Annotated in this window: 16 protein-coding genes and 2 pseudogenes; 11 read left to right on the top strand and 7 right to left on the bottom strand. The window is 69.8% G+C overall.

Annotation, left to right across the window (positions count from 1 at the left end):
• The first annotated feature begins 75 nt into the window (after positions 1 to 75).
• The 3 genes from B079_RS0103885 (at position 76) to B079_RS0103875 (ending at position 2,423) form a co-directional block, all read left to right on the top strand.
• The gene (locus B079_RS0103885; protein WP_018544467.1) at positions 76 to 255 is read left to right on the top strand and encodes a DUF6104 family protein; all 180 of its coding nucleotides are present in this window, start codon (positions 76 to 78) and stop codon (positions 253 to 255) included.
• A gap of 241 nt (positions 256 to 496) precedes the next feature.
• Positions 497 to 1,381, top strand: coding sequence for a DUF4097 family beta strand repeat-containing protein (locus tag B079_RS0103880; RefSeq protein ID WP_018544466.1), 885 nt, complete (start codon positions 497 to 499; stop codon positions 1,379 to 1,381).
• Between the two features lies 1 nt (position 1,382).
• Positions 1,383 to 2,423 (top strand): PadR family transcriptional regulator, encoded by a 1,041-nt coding sequence (locus B079_RS0103875; RefSeq protein ID WP_018544465.1) that lies wholly within the window; start codon positions 1,383 to 1,385, stop codon positions 2,421 to 2,423.
• 93 nt (positions 2,424 to 2,516) lie between these two features.
• Here B079_RS0103875 and B079_RS0103870 read toward each other — a convergent pair whose 3' ends face one another.
• The 4 genes from B079_RS0103870 to B079_RS0103855 all read right to left on the bottom strand — a co-directional run bounded on the left by B079_RS0103870 (position 2,517) and on the right by B079_RS0103855 (position 5,848).
• On the bottom strand, positions 2,517 to 3,080 hold the full coding sequence (locus B079_RS0103870; protein ID WP_018544464.1) for a Clp protease N-terminal domain-containing protein: 564 nt from the start codon (positions 3,078 to 3,080) through the stop codon (positions 2,517 to 2,519).
• The gene (locus tag B079_RS0103865; RefSeq protein ID WP_018544463.1) at positions 3,080 to 3,289 is read right to left on the bottom strand and encodes a helix-turn-helix domain-containing protein; all 210 of its coding nucleotides are present in this window, start codon (positions 3,287 to 3,289) and stop codon (positions 3,080 to 3,082) included. The genes B079_RS0103870 and B079_RS0103865 overlap by 1 nt, the downstream gene beginning before the upstream one ends.
• 81 nt (positions 3,290 to 3,370) lie before the next feature.
• Entirely contained in the window at positions 3,371 to 4,336 is a 966-nt protein-coding gene (locus tag B079_RS0103860) for a zinc-binding dehydrogenase (RefSeq protein WP_018544462.1), read from the bottom strand.
• Positions 4,337 to 4,624: 288 nt separating this feature from the next.
• A complete protein-coding gene (locus tag B079_RS0103855) occupies positions 4,625 to 5,848 on the bottom strand; it encodes an NAD(P)-dependent malic enzyme (RefSeq protein WP_018544461.1) in 1,224 nt (407 codons plus the stop codon).
• Positions 5,849 to 6,494: 646 nt separating this feature from the next.
• Here B079_RS0103855 and B079_RS0103850 point away from each other — a divergent pair.
• Genes B079_RS0103850 through B079_RS0103840 form a run of 3 tightly spaced genes read left to right on the top strand, consistent with a single transcriptional unit; the run spans position 6,495 to position 9,203 of the window.
• Positions 6,495 to 7,448 carry an ABC transporter substrate-binding protein gene (locus B079_RS0103850; protein ID WP_018544460.1) on the top strand — a complete coding sequence of 318 codons (954 nt, stop codon included), beginning with the start codon at positions 6,495 to 6,497 and terminating at the stop codon, positions 7,446 to 7,448.
• 28 nt (positions 7,449 to 7,476) lie between these two features.
• Positions 7,477 to 8,406: an amino acid ABC transporter permease gene (locus B079_RS0103845; RefSeq protein WP_018544459.1), complete on the top strand. Its 930-nt coding sequence runs from the start codon at positions 7,477 to 7,479 to the stop codon at positions 8,404 to 8,406.
• Positions 8,403 to 9,203, top strand: coding sequence for an amino acid ABC transporter ATP-binding protein (locus B079_RS0103840; RefSeq protein ID WP_018544458.1), 801 nt, complete (start codon positions 8,403 to 8,405; stop codon positions 9,201 to 9,203). Before B079_RS0103845 ends, B079_RS0103840 begins: the two co-directional genes overlap by 4 nt.
• Positions 9,204 to 9,327: 124 nt before the next feature.
• On the opposite strand, the gene B079_RS0103835 is transcribed toward B079_RS0103840, so the two are convergent.
• Entirely contained in the window at positions 9,328 to 10,086 is a 759-nt protein-coding gene (locus tag B079_RS0103835; RefSeq protein WP_018544457.1) for a class I SAM-dependent methyltransferase, read from the bottom strand.
• A 101-nt stretch (positions 10,087 to 10,187) separates the two neighbouring features.
• On the opposite strand from B079_RS0103835, the gene B079_RS0103830 reads away from it, so the two are divergent.
• The gene (locus B079_RS0103830; RefSeq protein WP_018544456.1) at positions 10,188 to 10,817 is read left to right on the top strand and encodes a CGNR zinc finger domain-containing protein; all 630 of its coding nucleotides are present in this window, start codon (positions 10,188 to 10,190) and stop codon (positions 10,815 to 10,817) included.
• On the opposite strand, the gene sodX is transcribed toward B079_RS0103830, so the two are convergent.
• Both sodX and B079_RS0103820 read right to left on the bottom strand, forming a co-directional pair.
• A complete protein-coding gene (gene sodX, locus B079_RS0103825) occupies positions 10,721 to 11,152 on the bottom strand; it encodes a nickel-type superoxide dismutase maturation protease (RefSeq protein WP_037801236.1) in 432 nt (143 codons plus the stop codon). The two genes, B079_RS0103830 and sodX, sit on opposite strands and share 97 nt — an antisense overlap.
• A gap of 34 nt (positions 11,153 to 11,186) precedes the next feature.
• Positions 11,187 to 12,821 carry an IS200/IS605 family element transposase accessory protein TnpB gene (locus B079_RS0103820; RefSeq protein WP_037801234.1) on the bottom strand — a complete coding sequence of 545 codons (1,635 nt, stop codon included), beginning with the start codon at positions 12,819 to 12,821 and terminating at the stop codon, positions 11,187 to 11,189.
• 267 nt (positions 12,822 to 13,088) lie between these two features.
• Here B079_RS0103820 and sodN point away from each other — a divergent pair, with 267 nt between their 5' ends.
• The 4 genes and pseudogenes from sodN to B079_RS31290 all read left to right on the top strand — a co-directional run bounded on the left by sodN (position 13,089) and on the right by B079_RS31290 (position 14,865).
• Entirely contained in the window at positions 13,089 to 13,484 is a 396-nt protein-coding gene (gene sodN / locus B079_RS0103815; protein ID WP_018544452.1) for a superoxide dismutase, Ni, read from the top strand.
• Between the two features lie 477 nt (positions 13,485 to 13,961).
• On the top strand, positions 13,962 to 14,132 hold the full coding sequence (locus tag B079_RS36510; RefSeq protein ID WP_420705746.1) for a hypothetical protein: 171 nt from the start codon (positions 13,962 to 13,964) through the stop codon (positions 14,130 to 14,132).
• Positions 14,129 to 14,339: pseudogene (locus B079_RS34570) on the top strand (ASCH domain-containing protein); the annotation flags it as partial. The gene B079_RS36510 and the pseudogene B079_RS34570, both read left to right, overlap by 4 nt.
• A 91-nt stretch (positions 14,340 to 14,430) precedes the next feature.
• Positions 14,431 to 14,865 (top strand): annotated as a pseudogene (locus B079_RS31290) (NUDIX domain-containing protein).
• The last annotated feature ends 109 nt before the right edge of the window (positions 14,866 to 14,974 follow it).

Below are 14,974 nucleotides of genomic sequence, written 5' to 3'. Positions count from 1 at the left end.
GCCCTTTCTCGTTCGGTGCGGCGGCTGCCTATCATTTTCATGTCCTTTCGCACACCCACCGACGGAGCTCCAGCCATGTACTTCACCGACCGAGGCATCGAGGAACTGGAGAAGCGGCGCGGCGAGGAGGAGGTCTCCTTCGAGTGGCTCGCCGAGCAGCTGCGGACGTTCGTCGATCTGAACCCGGACTTCGAGGTGCCGGTGGAGCGGCTGGCGACGTGGCTCGCGCGGCTGGACGACGAGGACGACGAGTAGGAATCCCTCGGGGAGACCGCGGCTCTTTCAGCAGGCCCGCGACCGGACGGCTTCGGCCTCCGGTCGCGGGCCTGTCGTCGTACGCGCTTCCGTGCGCCCCGCCCCTCCGCTTCCCGGTGCGCCCCACCGCCGCCCGAGCGCTCACGAAAGAGTGTCTTGACTTCCGGCAGCCACGATATATCGTGTTTCCCGTAGACGCGATATGGCGTGTCGTGTCGTGTGTCCTTGCCGAGGAGGCCCCATGTCCGAGTGGTCCGTCGCCGAGCCCCAGAAGCTCGCCTTCGACGCTCCCGTGAGCGAACTGCACGTGCGCATCGTCAATGGTCTGGTGAACGTGGTGGGCACCGAGGAGAGTTCCGCCCGCCTCGAGGTCTCCGAGATCGAGGGGCCACCCCTGATCGTCACCCAGGAGGGCGGCACGCTCACGGTGGCGTACGAGGACCTGCCCTGGAAGGGCTTCCTGAAGTGGCTGGACCGCAAGGGCTGGCGGCGCAGCGCGGTGGTCTCCCTCGCCGTGCCCGCGGACACCCGTGTGGAGGTGGGGGTGGTGGGAGCGGGGGCGGTCGTCTCGGGGCTGCGCGGCCCGGCGGTGGTCAAGGGGGTCACCGGAGACGCCACGCTGGTCGGTCTGTCCGGGCCGGTCCGCGCGGACACCGTCTCCGGCAATCTGGAGGCCCAGACGGTCACCGGCGATCTGCGCTTCAACTCCGTCTCGGGCGACCTGACCGTGCTGGACGGCTCCGGCCCCGCCGTCCGCGCCGACTCCGTCAGCGGCTCGATGATCGTCGACCTGGACCCGGCGGGCCCCACCGACGTGCGGCTGACCAGCGTCTCCGGCGAGATCGCCATCCGCCTGCCGCACCCGGCGGACACGGAGGTGGAGGCGAACACCGCGAGCGGCCAGATCTCCAACGCCTTCGACGGCCTGCGGGTGTACGGCCAGTGGGGCGCCCACAAGATCGCCGGTCGCCTGGGCAGCGGCAAGGGCAGGCTGCGGGCCACCACGGTCTCCGGCTCCATCGCCCTGCTGCGCCGCCCGGCGGACCAGGACGCGGACGGCCCGTCGGCGGGCCCCGGGGCCGCTCCGGGAGACAATTCCTTCACGACCGACAAGAAGGTGCTCTGACATGCCTCCCGTCTTCGCCCACGGCCGCCTGCGCCTGTATCTGCTGAAGCTGCTCGACGAGGCGCCCCGCCATGGCTACGAGGTGATCCGTCTCCTCGAAGAGCGCTTCCAGGGCCTGTACGCCCCCTCGGCGGGCACGGTCTACCCGCGCCTGGCCAAGCTGGAGGCGGAGGGCCTGGTCACCCACACCACCGAGGGCGGTCGCAAGGTGTACGCGATCACCGACGCGGGCCGCGCCGAACTGGCCGACCGCAGCGGCGAACTGGCCGACCTGGAGCTGGAGATCCGCGACTCGGTCGCCGAACTGGCCGCCGAGATCAAGGCCGATGTGCGCGGCGCGGCGGGCGACCTGCGCCGCGAGATGCGCGCGGCGGCGACCGAGGCCCGTCAGGGTGCCCGGACCGGCGCCGCCCAGTCCCACGCCTACGGCGACCAGAGCGGCGACCCCGAGTCGTGGCGGGCTGCCAAGGAGGAGCTGCGCCGGGCCAAGCAGGAGTGGAAGGAGCAGGCCCGCCGGGCCAAGGACGAGAGCCGCCGGGCCCGCGAGGAGGCCCAGCGGGCCCGCCGCCAGGCCCAGGAGGCGCAGTCGCGGGCACGGGCCCAGGCGCAGGAGGAGATGCAGCGCGTCGCCCGCCGGGTCCAGGAGCGCGTGCAGGACGCCTTCGGCCGGGGCGACTGGCCGACCGGCGTCCGCGAGGGCCTGTCCGACCTGGCCCGGGAGTTCGGAGAGTTCGGCAAGGAGTACGGCAAGAGCGCCGGCCCCGGCCGGAGTTCGGCCCGCGCGAGCGGCCCCGCCATGGAGCCGGAGTTCTCCACCGTCCCGGAGGACTTCCCCGCTGCGTACGAGCCGTCCTGGGCCCACGAGACCCCCTCCGGCGACCCGGCCCGCGACCTGGACCGCCTCCTGGACCGCTTCCGCGACGACATCCGCGACGCGGCCCGCGACCACGGCATCACCGAGGATCAGCTCCGTGAGGTCCGCCGCCGCCTCTCCACGGCTGCGGCGCATGTCGGCGCGACACTGCACGCGCCGAAAGGCTGAGTCGCCCGTGATCCCGGCGGGCCCCGGCGGGGCGTCGGCCGGGATCACAGGCGTTGCGGTGGGCAGCCCGGGCCTGGTGCGGGGCGGGCCGGTTCAGCCCGCCTGGGCGGTGCCTTCGCCGTACAGGACCCGCAGCAGCGACGCGTGGGTGACCCCGTGGTCGGCGAGCACCTCGGCCGGAACTCCGGGACGCATGGTCAGGGCCAGCAGAAGGTGCTCGTCACCGATGTGCCGGTCGCGGCGGGCGACGGCGGCACGCAGGGCCCCCTCCAGAACGCCCTTGGCGTCCCGGTCGAAGGGCCGGCGGCCGGACCAGCCGCCCGGTTTCCGGTGGTCGCCGGTCAGCGCCCCGGTGCCGTGCGCCTCCTCGACACGGGAGACGATCTCCGTGACGTCGATCCCGAGTCCGGCGAGCGCGTCAGTCTCGGCGCGGGTCAGACCCGCCCGCCGCCGCGCCTGTTCGAGGGCCTCGCGCAGTGACGCCTTCCGTTCGCCCAGGCCGAGCGCGGCCAGCGCGAAGGACGCCCGGGTTCCCTCACGGTCGAGGAGGGCGAGCAGCAGATGCGCGGCACCGACGGACGGCGCGCCCGCCCGCTCCCCGTACCCGACCGCGCCGGTGACGACTTCGCGGGCGTTCCTGGTGAAGCGTTCGAACATCACTGCCTCCCGTATTTCTTGTGCACGGCCTGCCTGCTGACACCCAGTTCGGCGGCGATCTCCTGCCACGACCAGCCCTGATTGCGCGCAGCGCGCACCTGCACCGCCTCCAGCTGCTCCAGCAGCCTGCGGAGCGCGGCCACTGCCCGCAGCCCGACCCGCGGATCGCGGTCGCCGGCCCGCTGGGCGAGATCCGTTGCATCCGTCATGATGTCAACCTAGGTTGACGTCGATATTCTGTCAACCCAGATTGACAAACGGCCCGGAAAAGGGGTGCTGCTGAAGGGAGTTCAGGACGTAGTCAGCACGATCTTCCCGAACTGCTCGCCGGACTCCAGCCGTTCGAAGCCCTCGCGGGCGCGGTCCAGCGGCAGCACCTCGTCGATGACGGGCCGCAGCCCGGTGACGGCGCAGAAGGAGAGCAGGTCCTCCAGCTCGTCCTTGGTGCCCATGGTGGAGCCGACGACCTTCAGCTCCAGGAAGAAGATGCGGGTCAGTTCGGCGTGCGAGGGCCGGTCACCGCTGGTCGCGCCGGAGATGACCAGCGTGCCGCCGGGCCGCAGCGACTTCACCGAGTGTGACCAGGTGGCCGCGCCGACGGTCTCGATCACGGCGTCCACCCGCTGCGGCAGCCGCGCCCCCGGCTCCACCGCCTCGACGGCACCCAGCTCCAGGGCCCGCTTGCGCTTCGCCTCGTCCCGGCTCGTGGCGAAGACCCGCAACCCGGCCGCCTTGCCGAGCATGATCGCGGCGGTGGCGACACCGCCGCCCGCGCCCTGCACGAGGACCGAGTCGCCGGGCCGCACCCCGGCGTTGGTGAACAGCATCCGGTACGCGGTCAGCCACGCCGTCGGCAGACAGGCGGCCTCGGCGAAGGACATGCCCTCCGGCTTGGGCAGCAGGTTCCAGGTGGGCACGGCGACCTGCTCGGCGAAGGTGCCCGGGTAGCGCTCGGTGAGGATCGAGCGGGGTTCGCGGGGGCCGACTCCGTGGCCGGTCTGCCCGATGACGGAGTGCAGGACGACCTCGTTGCCGTCCGCGTCGACCCCGGCGGCGTCGCAGCCGAGGATCATCGGCAGCCGGTCCTCGGGGAGTCCGACACCCCGCAGGGACCAGAGGTCGTGGTGGTTGAGGGAGGCGGCGCGGACGTCGACGGTGCTCCAGCCGGGCCGGGCCTCGGGAGCCGGGCGCTCCCCCAACTCGAGGCCGGACAGCGGCTGGTCACGGTCGATCCGGGCGGCGTAGACAGCGAACATGGGCCCGACGATAGGTTCCGCCCGGCCCCGGACGGAACCGGCGGACGGTGTGACACACACCCTCTTGCCTCCGGCACCCGTGCGGCGCAACGCGCTGCGCGCCGCACGGCGGCAGAACGACCGAACGGCCCCACCGGGAAAGGGTGAGGCCGTTCAGCACGGCACACGGTCGCTACGGCACAGGGCCGCTCGGCACCAGGCCCCCAGGCATCGGCGCCGAACCCGCAGGCAACGGCACGCCGCCCACAGGCATCCGCACCCCGCCCACAGCATCCGCGCCCGCGGGCGTCAGCGCCGGGCCACGCCCTCCGCGCGGGCCGCCGCCGCGACGGCGGCCGTCACGGCGGGGGCGACCCGCTCGTCGAAGGGCGAGGGGATCACGTAGTCGGGGGCGAGGTCGTCGCCGACGACGGCGGCCAGCGCCTCCGCTGCGGCGATCTTCATGCCCTCGGTGATCCGGCTCGCCCGCACCTGGAGCGCCCCGGCGAAGATGCCGGGGAAGGCGAGCACGTTGTTGATCTGGTTCGGGAAGTCGGAGCGCCCGGTCGCGACGACCGCCGCGTACTTGTGCGCCACCTCCGGGTGGACCTCCGGGTTCGGGTTGGCCATCGCGAACACGAAGGCGCCCTCGGCCATGGACGCGACGGCCTCCTCGGGGACCGTACCGCCGGAGACGCCGATGAAGACGTCCGCGCCCACGAGCGCGTCCTCCAGCGAGCCGTTGATGCCCGCCTTGTTGGTGAAGGCGGCCACCTCCCGCTTGACGTCGGTCAGATCGGTGCGCTCCGCCGAGACGACGCCCTTGCGGTCGGCGACCGCCACGTCCCCGATGCCGGCCTCGACCAGCATCCGGGCGATGGCGATCCCGGCCGCTCCGGCGCCGGAGATGACGGCGCGCAGCTGCCCGATCTCCCGGCCGCTGAGCCGGGCCGCGTTCCGCAGCGCGGCGAGGGTCACGACGGCCGTGCCGTGCTGGTCGTCGTGGAAGACCGGGATGTCCAGCCGTTCCTGCAGGCGCCGTTCGATCTCGAAGCACCGGGGGGCCGAGATGTCCTCCAGGTTCACCCCGCCGAAGGAGGGGGCGAGCCGGACGACGGTCTCGACGATCTCGTCCACGTCGGTGCAGGCGAGCGCGATCGGCACCGCGTCGACTCCGCCGAACTGCTTGAACAGGATCGCCTTGCCCTCCATCACGGGCAGGGACGCCTCGGGACCGATGTCCCCGAGGCCGAGCACGGCGGTGCCGTCGGTGACGACGGCGACGACCGAGGACTTCCAGGTGTAGTCGTTGACGAGATCGGGCTGTTGAGCGATCGCGGTGCACACGCGCGCCACACCGGGCGTGTACGCGAGGGAAAGGTCGTCCTTGTCGCGGATCGGCACGGTGGCCCGCACGGCCATCTTGCCGCCACGATGCAGCGCGAACGCCGGATCGAAGGAGTCCAGGGGCTCGGCCCCGCCCTCCGGTCCGGTACCGCTGTCGCTGCGAGGATTGACGATCTCCGCTGCCACTTTGTCTTACCCCTTAGGTATGCATGGTTGAGGGTCGGCCGCTCCGGGTGAGGAGCGGGCGGGCACCGCGTACGGCTCGTCGAAACGGTGAAGCGGGAGCACATACGCGACGGGCGCGCCGCACACGCGCCCTGAGCCCCGGATGAGGGGTGTAAAGAACCTTCTTACCGGACGGACGGGCGGACCACGAGTCCATTGGGCGCAAGGTCACATGACGTGGCCGCGCCAACCAGTCACCCACCAGCCCCCACCAGCCACCGACGACCCGCCGATCGGCCGCCGCCCGCCCGGCGACGACCCGCCGACGGCCCGCTCCGACACGGGCCGCGACACACGTCACACCCCCCGTTCGCCGCATGCGCGAATGCCCCGAATGCACGCGGTCCGGCCATCCGGTTCGTGAGACATGTCGACGATTTTCCGGCCTGGGCGGCGAATTTCCGAAGATTCTCCGGCAGGGCTACAGCGGGGTTGTACCGACCTGATGCGGTTCGGGATCACCCGTTATCCGATTTTGACATTGTGACGACCCTGAATGGCCTAGTCCGAATGGCAGGATGCCGTAAACCCATGAGGTCGCGACACACGAAGGTGTGTGTTGTCGTCGTCCCATCGGACCTCTTCCCATCCGCCGGAGGAACCCACGATGACCGCAAGCTCCACCCGTCGCACGACCACGCGCACCCGGATCGCCGCGGGCGGTGCGATCGCGGTCGCCGGCACCCTGCTGCTCACCGGCTGCGGTGATCACACGGACAAGTCCGGCGGCTCCGACACGTCGACCGCGTCCGCCCCGCTCGCCGACAAGCTCCCCGCCGACATCCGCAAGGCGGGTGTCATCAAGGTCGGCTCGGACATCGCGTACCCGCCGGTCGAGTTCATGAAGGACGGCAAGGCGACCGGCATCGACCCGGACATCGCCGCCGCCCTCGGCAAGCAGCTCGGGGTCACCTTCGAGTTCCAGAACAACAAGTTCGACAACCTGATCGTGGGCCAGCAGGCCAAGCGCTTCCAGGTGGTCATGTCGGCGATGAACGACACCAAGGACCGCCAGAACGGTGTCGACTCCAGCAACGGCAAGAAGGTCGGCAAGGGCGTCGACTTCGTCGACTACTTCACCGCCGGTACCTCGATCCTGGTCCAGAAGGGCAACCCGAAGGGCATCAAGTCGCTGGACGACCTGTGCGGCAAGGTCGTGGCCCTGCAGAAGGGCACCACCTCCGAGGGCATCGCCCGCGAGCAGATCAAGAAGTGTAAGACGGACGGCAAGAAGCCGATCACCCTGCAGACCTACGACACCGACCCCGAGGCCCTGCTGCGCCTGAAGCAGGGCGCGTCCGCCGCCGACCTCAACGACTTCCCGGTGGCCGCGTACAACGCGAAGACCTCCGGCGGCGGCAACGACTTCGAGGTCGTCGGCGACCAGATCGAGGCCGGTCCGTACGGCATCGCCGTGACGAAGGAGAACACCCAGCTGCGCGACGCCCTGCAGGCCGCGCTCGACGCCATCATCAAGAACGGCGAGTACACGAAGATCCTGCAGAAGTGGAACGTCACAGACGGTGCGGTGACCGAGGCGAAGATCAACGGCGGCTCCTGAACCTCGCGCATCACGAAAGGCAGTCGCTGTGACTGACACGGTCGACAAGGTTCCGGCGCCCTCGGTGCCGCCGGAGCAGATCAAGGCCATCCCGGTACGTCACTGGGGACGCTGGGTCTCCGGCGTCCTGGTCCTCGCCGTCCTGGCGATGATCGGGATCGCCTTCTCCAACGCGAAGATCAACTACAGCGTCATCCCGGACTACCTGTTCGACCCGGACATCATCTCCGGCGCCTGGACGACGCTGTACATATCCGTGCTGGCCATGGTGCTCGGCGTCGCCCTCGGCGTGGTGCTCGCCGTCATGCGGCTGTCGTCGAACCCGGTCACCAGCACGGTGTCCTGGTTCTACATCTGGCTCTTCCGGGGCACGCCGGTCCTGGTCCAGCTGCTGCTCTGGTACAACATCTCGCTCGTCTTCCCGGTCCTCAACCTGGGGTTCTACAAGAACGAGATGAACGACGTCATGACGCCGGTCCTGACCGCCCTGCTGGGTCTCGGTCTGAACGAGGCCGCGTACATGTCGGAGATCGTCCGCGCCGGTATCCAGTCCGTCGACGAGGGCCAGACCGAGGCGTCGCACGCGCTGGGCATGACCCAGGGCAAGACGCTGCGCCGGGTGATCCTGCCGCAGGCGATGCGGGTCATCGTCCCGCCGACCGGCAACGAGTTCATCAACATGCTGAAGACCTCGTCGCTGGCCTACGCGGTACAGCTGCCCGAGCTGATCAAGAACGCCCAGGACATCTCCAGCACCTCGCTGGCGGTCGTCGAGATGTACTTCGTCGCCTGCGTCTGGTACCTGTTCCTGACCACGATCTTCAGCATCGTGCAGTACTACGTCGAACGGCGCTTCGCCCGGGGCTCGACGCGGAACCTGCCGCCGACGCCGCTGGAGCGGCTGCGGAAGAACCTCCGCCTGTTCGTCTCCTTCCGCCGCCCGGAGGTGGCCCGATGAGCAAGCTCACCAAGGACGTCGTGCCCAGCACGAGCGGCGCCCCGATGGTCCGGGCCGAGGGCGTGCACAAGTCCTTCGGGCCCGCGCACATCCTCAAGGGCATCGACCTGGAGGTGAACCCGCGCGAGGTGTTCTGCCTGATCGGCCCGTCCGGCTCCGGCAAGTCCACCTTCCTGCGGTGCATCAACCACCTGGAGAAGATCAGCGCCGGACAGCTGTACGTCGACGGCCAGCTGGTCGGCTACCGCCAGAAGGGCGACAAGCTCTACGAGCTGAAGGAGAAGGAGGTCGCGGCGCAGCGACGGGAGATCGGCATGGTCTTCCAGCGCTTCAACCTCTTCCCGCACATGACGGCGCTGGAGAACGTCATGGAGGCGCCGCTCCAGGTCAAGCGCGAGGGCAAGGCCGCGGCCCGGGAGCGGGCCGAGCAGTTGCTGGACCGCGTGGGCCTGGGCAGCCGCAAGGGCCACTACCCGGCCCAGCTCTCCGGCGGTCAGCAGCAGCGCGTCGCCATCGCCCGCGCGCTGGCCATGCAGCCCAAGCTGATGCTCTTCGACGAGCCGACCTCGGCGCTCGACCCGGAGCTGGTCGGTGAGGTCCTCGACGTGATGCGCGACCTCGCGGAGGACGGCATGACGATGATCGTCGTCACCCATGAGATGGGCTTCGCCCGTGAGGTCGGCGATTCGCTGGTCTTCATGGACGACGGCGTGGTGGTCGAGGCGGGTCATCCGCGCGAGGTGCTGACGAATCCGCAGCACGACCGGACGAAGTCGTTCCTTTCGAAGGTTCTCTGACGAGATTCCCTGAAAAACGACGGACAGCGGACGGTGTCCCCGAATTGCGCGCGATGCGCGGGAAAAGGGGGCACCGTCCGCTGTTTCCGGCGGCGCCGGGAATTCGCCCGGCAATTAAGTCTGACTATTTCAGTGCAAGGAGCAGCGTGTCCGACGGCGAGCACCACACCGGCCGGGCCTCCGCGAACCCCTTCTCGCGCAGCGCCGCCGCGTGCCAGGCCGCGGACGGGGTCTCGCCGTCGGCGTGCTCGCCGTAGATCTCGAAGCGGCGGGCGGTCGGCTCGGCGAGCACCGGGTCCGCGGCGGCGAGCCGCCACCAGTCGGCCCAGTCCAGGACGCCCGCCCGCTTGGCCTCCTCCATGCGGGCGTGCCGCAGGATGCGCTCGGCCTCGTTGATCCGGGGCGTGGCCTCGTCCGGCATGTGGTCGGCGTTCAGGAAGACACCGCCGTCGCGGGTCAGCTTGGCGAGCCGGCCGTAGAGATCGGTGAGGTCGTCGAGGTACAGCCAGTGCAGGGCGGTGGCGGTGAGCACGGCGTCGTACGCGTCGTACGGCAACTCGGCCGTCCACGCCGGGTCCTTGAGGTCGGCCTCCACCAGCGTGACCCGGTCGTCGCCCTCGAAGGTGCCGCGGGCGATGGCGAGCAGGGCCGGGTCGAGGTCGACGCCCGTGCTGACGGCGTCCGGGAAGCGGTCGAGCAGCCGGGCGGTGATGGTGCCCGTGCCGCACGCGAGGTCCAGCACGCGCGGGGCCGGTCCGGCGAACGCCTCGACCATGTCGAGCATGATCCGGAACCGTTCCTCACGGTCCGGCAGATACCACTCCTGCTGCCGGTCCCAGCTCTCCTGCCACGCGGCCCAGTCCGTACCGATGCTGCTGGTCATGATTACCCGTCCCTCTCACCGCAGACGTAATACCCTGGATGGGCGAACGTCTGTTACCCGCCCGCCGACACGACCATAGAGCGCTCGCGTAAGGATTACTAGTGGAACTGGCCTATTACTCGGACTACGCCGTACGCCTCGTCAACAGCGAGGAACCGGCGCGGGGCAAGGACTCCCTGACCTCCGTCGAGGCCGTCCGCGACCTCTTCGGCGCCAACGCCCAGGCGGCCCGGCGCGCCACCGACGCCGACGTGACCCGCTTCCGCTCGGTCCGGGCCCGGCTGCGCGGGGTCTTCGAGGCGGCCGACCAGGACGACGAGACCCTCGCCGTCGACCTGCTCAACTCACTGCTGCTCGAATTCCCGGTCAGCCCGCAGATCTCCGGCCACGACCACCGCGACGAGGACGGCCGCCCGCTGTGGCACATGCACCTGGCCGACCACCCCTCCAACGCGACCGCGGGCTACGCCGCCATCGCCGCGATGGGCCTCGCCTTCCACCTCACCGAGTACGGCGTGGACCGCCTGGGCCTGTGTCAGGCCGCGCCCTGCCGCAACGCCTACCTGGACACCTCCACCAACCGCTCCCGGCGCTACTGCTCCGACCGCTGCGCGACCCGCGCCAACGTCGCCGCCTACCGCGCCCGCAAGCGCCTGGCGGCCGACCGGTCCGACAGCAGCGGCCTGGCGGCCGAGAACAGCCAGCGGGCCAGCGCGAGCGGCGAGCGCTGAGCACCGAGCGGGCGATAGCGCAGCCAGGCCCGGCCCAGGATCAGTTCCTCGGGTACGACGCCGTAGTCGGTGCTGTCCCCGCCCGCGTACGGGTTGTCGCCGAGCACCCACCAGCCGCCCTCGCGCCGCTCGGCGGCCCGCTTGACGACCAGCAGGTCCTGCTGGAAGGGATGGCGCAGGACGACCACGTCACCGGGCCTGACCTGGGCGCCGTACCGCAGCAGCAGCCGGTCCCCGTGGTGCAGCGTGGGCACCATGGACGGCCCCGTGACCTCGGCCAGCCCGAAGGGCGGCAGCGCCCTGCCCCGCTCGGTCTCCTGCGACAACTCCGGCATCCCCGGCACCTCCCCGGTCCGTTCCTCCACAGTCTCAGTCTGACCGTTCCTGGAGGCTGAGTGGGAGGAAGTCCTGTTGCCAGGTCTCATGCTCAGCCGTGTGCCCCGAACGGTGTTGGGCACGCTGGTCGCCCGCTTTCGCTCCGCGCCCGGCGCGCACGGATCGTATCCGTGGTCCGGGAACACGGGGGCGGGGTTCCGCACGCCCCGGGGTGCCTGGCCCGGCCTGGACGGTCCGATGCCCGCCATCATCGCTCTGGTGATGGCGGGGCGGTGCCGTCCGCCGCCGGATCGGGTGCCCGAGGGCGCGTCGTCCGATCGCCACCGATGCCGCGTGGTGGCGAGTGGGTGTGCGATGGGTGCTGGTGAGGGGTTTCTGCCAGTGCTGGGCGCCCCACCGGGAGGTGTAGGCCGGGTCGACGGCGATCAGGGGAATGCCGTGATCGGCCGCCATGCCGACGAGCCGGGCCCGCAGTCTGGAGGTGGGCATGCCGGAGATCAGCCGACGGAACCGCTTCTGGCGGCCATGCTTCTCGCGAGTGGGCTCAGCACTGAAGTCCAGGTCCTCGACCGCGATCGCCAGACCGTGGCGTTCGGCCCAATGCACCAGCCGGATCAGAGCGTGACGGACCTGGGCGTCGCGATGGAAGGCGGTGCCGGACAGGTCGTAAGCAAACGTCCTCGGCGCCCCCACCGGGTTGCCGTGGGCGTCCAGACGCCAGGCGGCGAGATGGTCGGCGTTCATGTCGACGCCGATCAGCCCGTATGAACGGGCGGCGGTCAACGGCAGCACGGTCGCGACGGACCGCGTCCAGGAGGCGGTGAGGTACCAGCGCCCTCGCGCGGTGTCCTCATGAATGCGGTAGGCGACCGCCCGGTTCGCCGTCACATGGTCACGCCACTGCTCATCCCGGTGCGCGAACGCCACCCGCGCCGTCAGGACGTACCGACCGTGCGAGGCGTTCGCCAGATACGCGAGCGGCACGGGGAGCTTGATGCTGACCTCGCCGTCCGGAGCGACCCTGATCGTCTCGTTGCCGAACCGCTTGCCCGACTCCCCGTCGGCGGAGAGGAACCGGCGTGCGGCCCGCCACCGTTCCCGCCACTGTTCTTCAGTGAGACCGGCCGCGTCGAGATGGTGGCGGGAGTTCAGCAGCCGCTTCCCGCCCCGCACCACACCCGCTCGCCAGTCCCCCCGTGCCGACCGCAGCCGGTACTCCAGCACCCTCAGACGACGAGACTTGGCAAACCACTCCTGCCGCGAGCGGTAGCCCCCGGGCGCCCGCTTGCTGCCTTTCGCCCCGACCGGCAGAGACAACCGATGCGCAATCGAACGCACCCCCGCCTCCAAACCCCGCACATGCGCGAGCTGTGCACGCCGGGCCAGACCCCACTGATCGTGCGTGGCTTTCGTGAGTGAACCCGCCCACCGCGAGGACGACTCCGCCGTAAGCAGACGCTTGCGCTCCGCCCACTGGTCACTGTCGTGCTCCAGCCCAGCCTCGCAACGCGCCTTCAGATCACGCGCGGCAAGGCTGCCGAGATGATCACCGACCAGCCGCAGCGCCCTCTCGTCCACCACGCTCAGACGCTTGAGCCGGTCCCGGACCGCGACACCTGAGGGGCCGGGCACCACGAATGGCGCCGAGATCTCCCGCAGACCACCCACCCCACCCCTCCCTCCGGCCACCATCAATGCGTCCAACGACCCGCTCCCCGAAAAGGTCACTCATTCGGCACGCGAACTCCTGTTCCCCGCACAGTCACCCGGCAGGCCCCGGCCGTCCACCCCCGCCAGACCGCACTGCACCTTGTTGCACAACAAGCAGCCGGCACCCCGGACTTTTGTCCTAAGCCCTGGGGGGCACTCGGGAAAACCAGTCCCTCAGGGAGTAATGTCCCACCTGAGAAGACGATCACGAGGAAGGAACGCTCCATGCTTTCCCGCCTGTTTGCCCCCACGGTCACGGTGAGCGCTCACTGCGACCTGCCCTGCGGCGTGTACGACCCGGCTCAGGCCCGCATCGAGGCGGAGTCGGTGAAGGCCATCCAGGACAAGATGGCCGCCAACGACGACCCCCACTTCCAGATCCGCGCGACGGTGATCAAGGAGCAGCGCGCCGAGCTGGCGAAGCACCACCTTGACGTGCTGTGGAGCGACTACTTCAAGCCGCCGCACTTCGACAGCTACCCCGAGCTGCAGAACCTCCTCAACGAGGCCGTGAAGTCCCTGTCCGCCGCCAAGGCCTCCACCGACCCGGCGACGGGCCAGAAGGCGCTGGACTACATCGACCAGGTCGCCAAGATCTTCTGGGAGACCAAGAAGGCGTGACCTCGGGTCGTGCCGCCTGACCTGCGATTTATCAGGTTGCAGCGTCTCTTGCCCGCACCCGGCCCGCAGACCGCCGAACACGGCGCCCATGACGGTCCGGGTGCGGTCGTTTTTCCGTACGCCCTCAGCGACGGCAGACGAGGATGCCACCAGCAGGTGACCCGGAAGGCTCCGTGGCGGCCGATGTGATCGGCGCACCGGGCTCCGGCTCCTCACGCGCTTGGACGCCGCCCACTGGCGGCTCGCCCCCCCCTCCACGGCCACCCTGCATCTCCACGTCTCCTGCCCGAGCCTCAGCGGCGACTGGGTCTTCGGATCACACCTCGTCGACGAGGCTCTCCAGACCGTAAGGCTTGTCCGCGCCCAGCTCCCAGTCCGGCTGTTCTGCCCTCAGATCGTGACGGACACCGGCGCCAAGCTGTCGAAATCCCTCATATGAGAAGGCCGTGCCCCCTTGCCCAAAGGCGCCGCTCCCTGATGCTCGACACCCGGCAGTGGCCCGGCACCGTCACCGAGTACGCCGACCATCTGCTCGCGGTGGCCGAGGCGTTGCTCTCCGACCCTCGCCATTTCTTCCGCTCGTACTCGGCCGCCGAGATCGGCCGTCCGATGACGGCCCCGCCTTCCAGGCGCGTTCCAGCCCCATGACCGACAGCACGGGCCCGCGTCCGCGAACTCCATCTGTACCGCCCATACTTCGAGCTCGTAGCAGCGGGTACCAAGACCATCGAGGTGCGGGTCAAGTACCCGCACCTCGCCGTCGGCGACACCATCCGCTTCCGGATCAAGGGAACGGACGAGACCTGCGAGGTGGAGGTCCAACGGGTCACCGAATACGCCGACTTCGAGGCTCTGGGCGCCCTCGCCATCGAGATCCGGAGTATCGGCGTCCGAGAGGGAAGGCACCAAGCCCGTGGCTCGATCAAAGACCGACGGCCAGGTGTCCATGACCCTGCTAGTCGCCGCCGTCATCGTCCACGACAAGGCCCAACCGCGTAGTCCTCCTCCAGCGCGGCAAGAACGCCAAGTTCGCCCAGGGCATGTGGGACCTTCCCGTCGGCAAGAACGAACCCGGCGAGCCGATCACGGAAACGGCCGTTCGCGAGCTGTACGAGGAGACGCGCCTGACCGTGAAGCCGGGGGGCCTTGAAAGTCGCTCACGTCATCCACGGCGCCCATGGCGTCGAACGGCTTCCTCACGGTCGTCTTCGCCACCACCGAGTGGAACGGCGAGCCCAAGAACCGCGAACCTCACAAGCACGCCCAGGTCTGCTGGGTGGATGCCGATGCGATCCCCCGGGACTTCGTGGACACCACTTCAAGCGCCCTGCATCGTTATCTCGATGGTGGCCCAGCCCTCTCCCTCGACGGCTGGCGGTAGAACGTCGAAACTATCTGCCACGGCTGAAAGGAGCCACTATTGGATCTTCTTAAATATTTTTATTCGATCACGTCAGCAGTGACTGTTGTTGCGGTCTGTGTGGCCATCC

This window comes from Streptomyces sp. LaPpAH-108, from assembly GCF_000373625.1.
Lineage (GTDB): Bacteria > Actinomycetota > Actinomycetes > Streptomycetales > Streptomycetaceae > Streptomyces.
The sequence above is the reverse complement of the archived record's forward strand: the minus strand, read 5'-3'. Positions and strand labels throughout refer to the sequence as shown.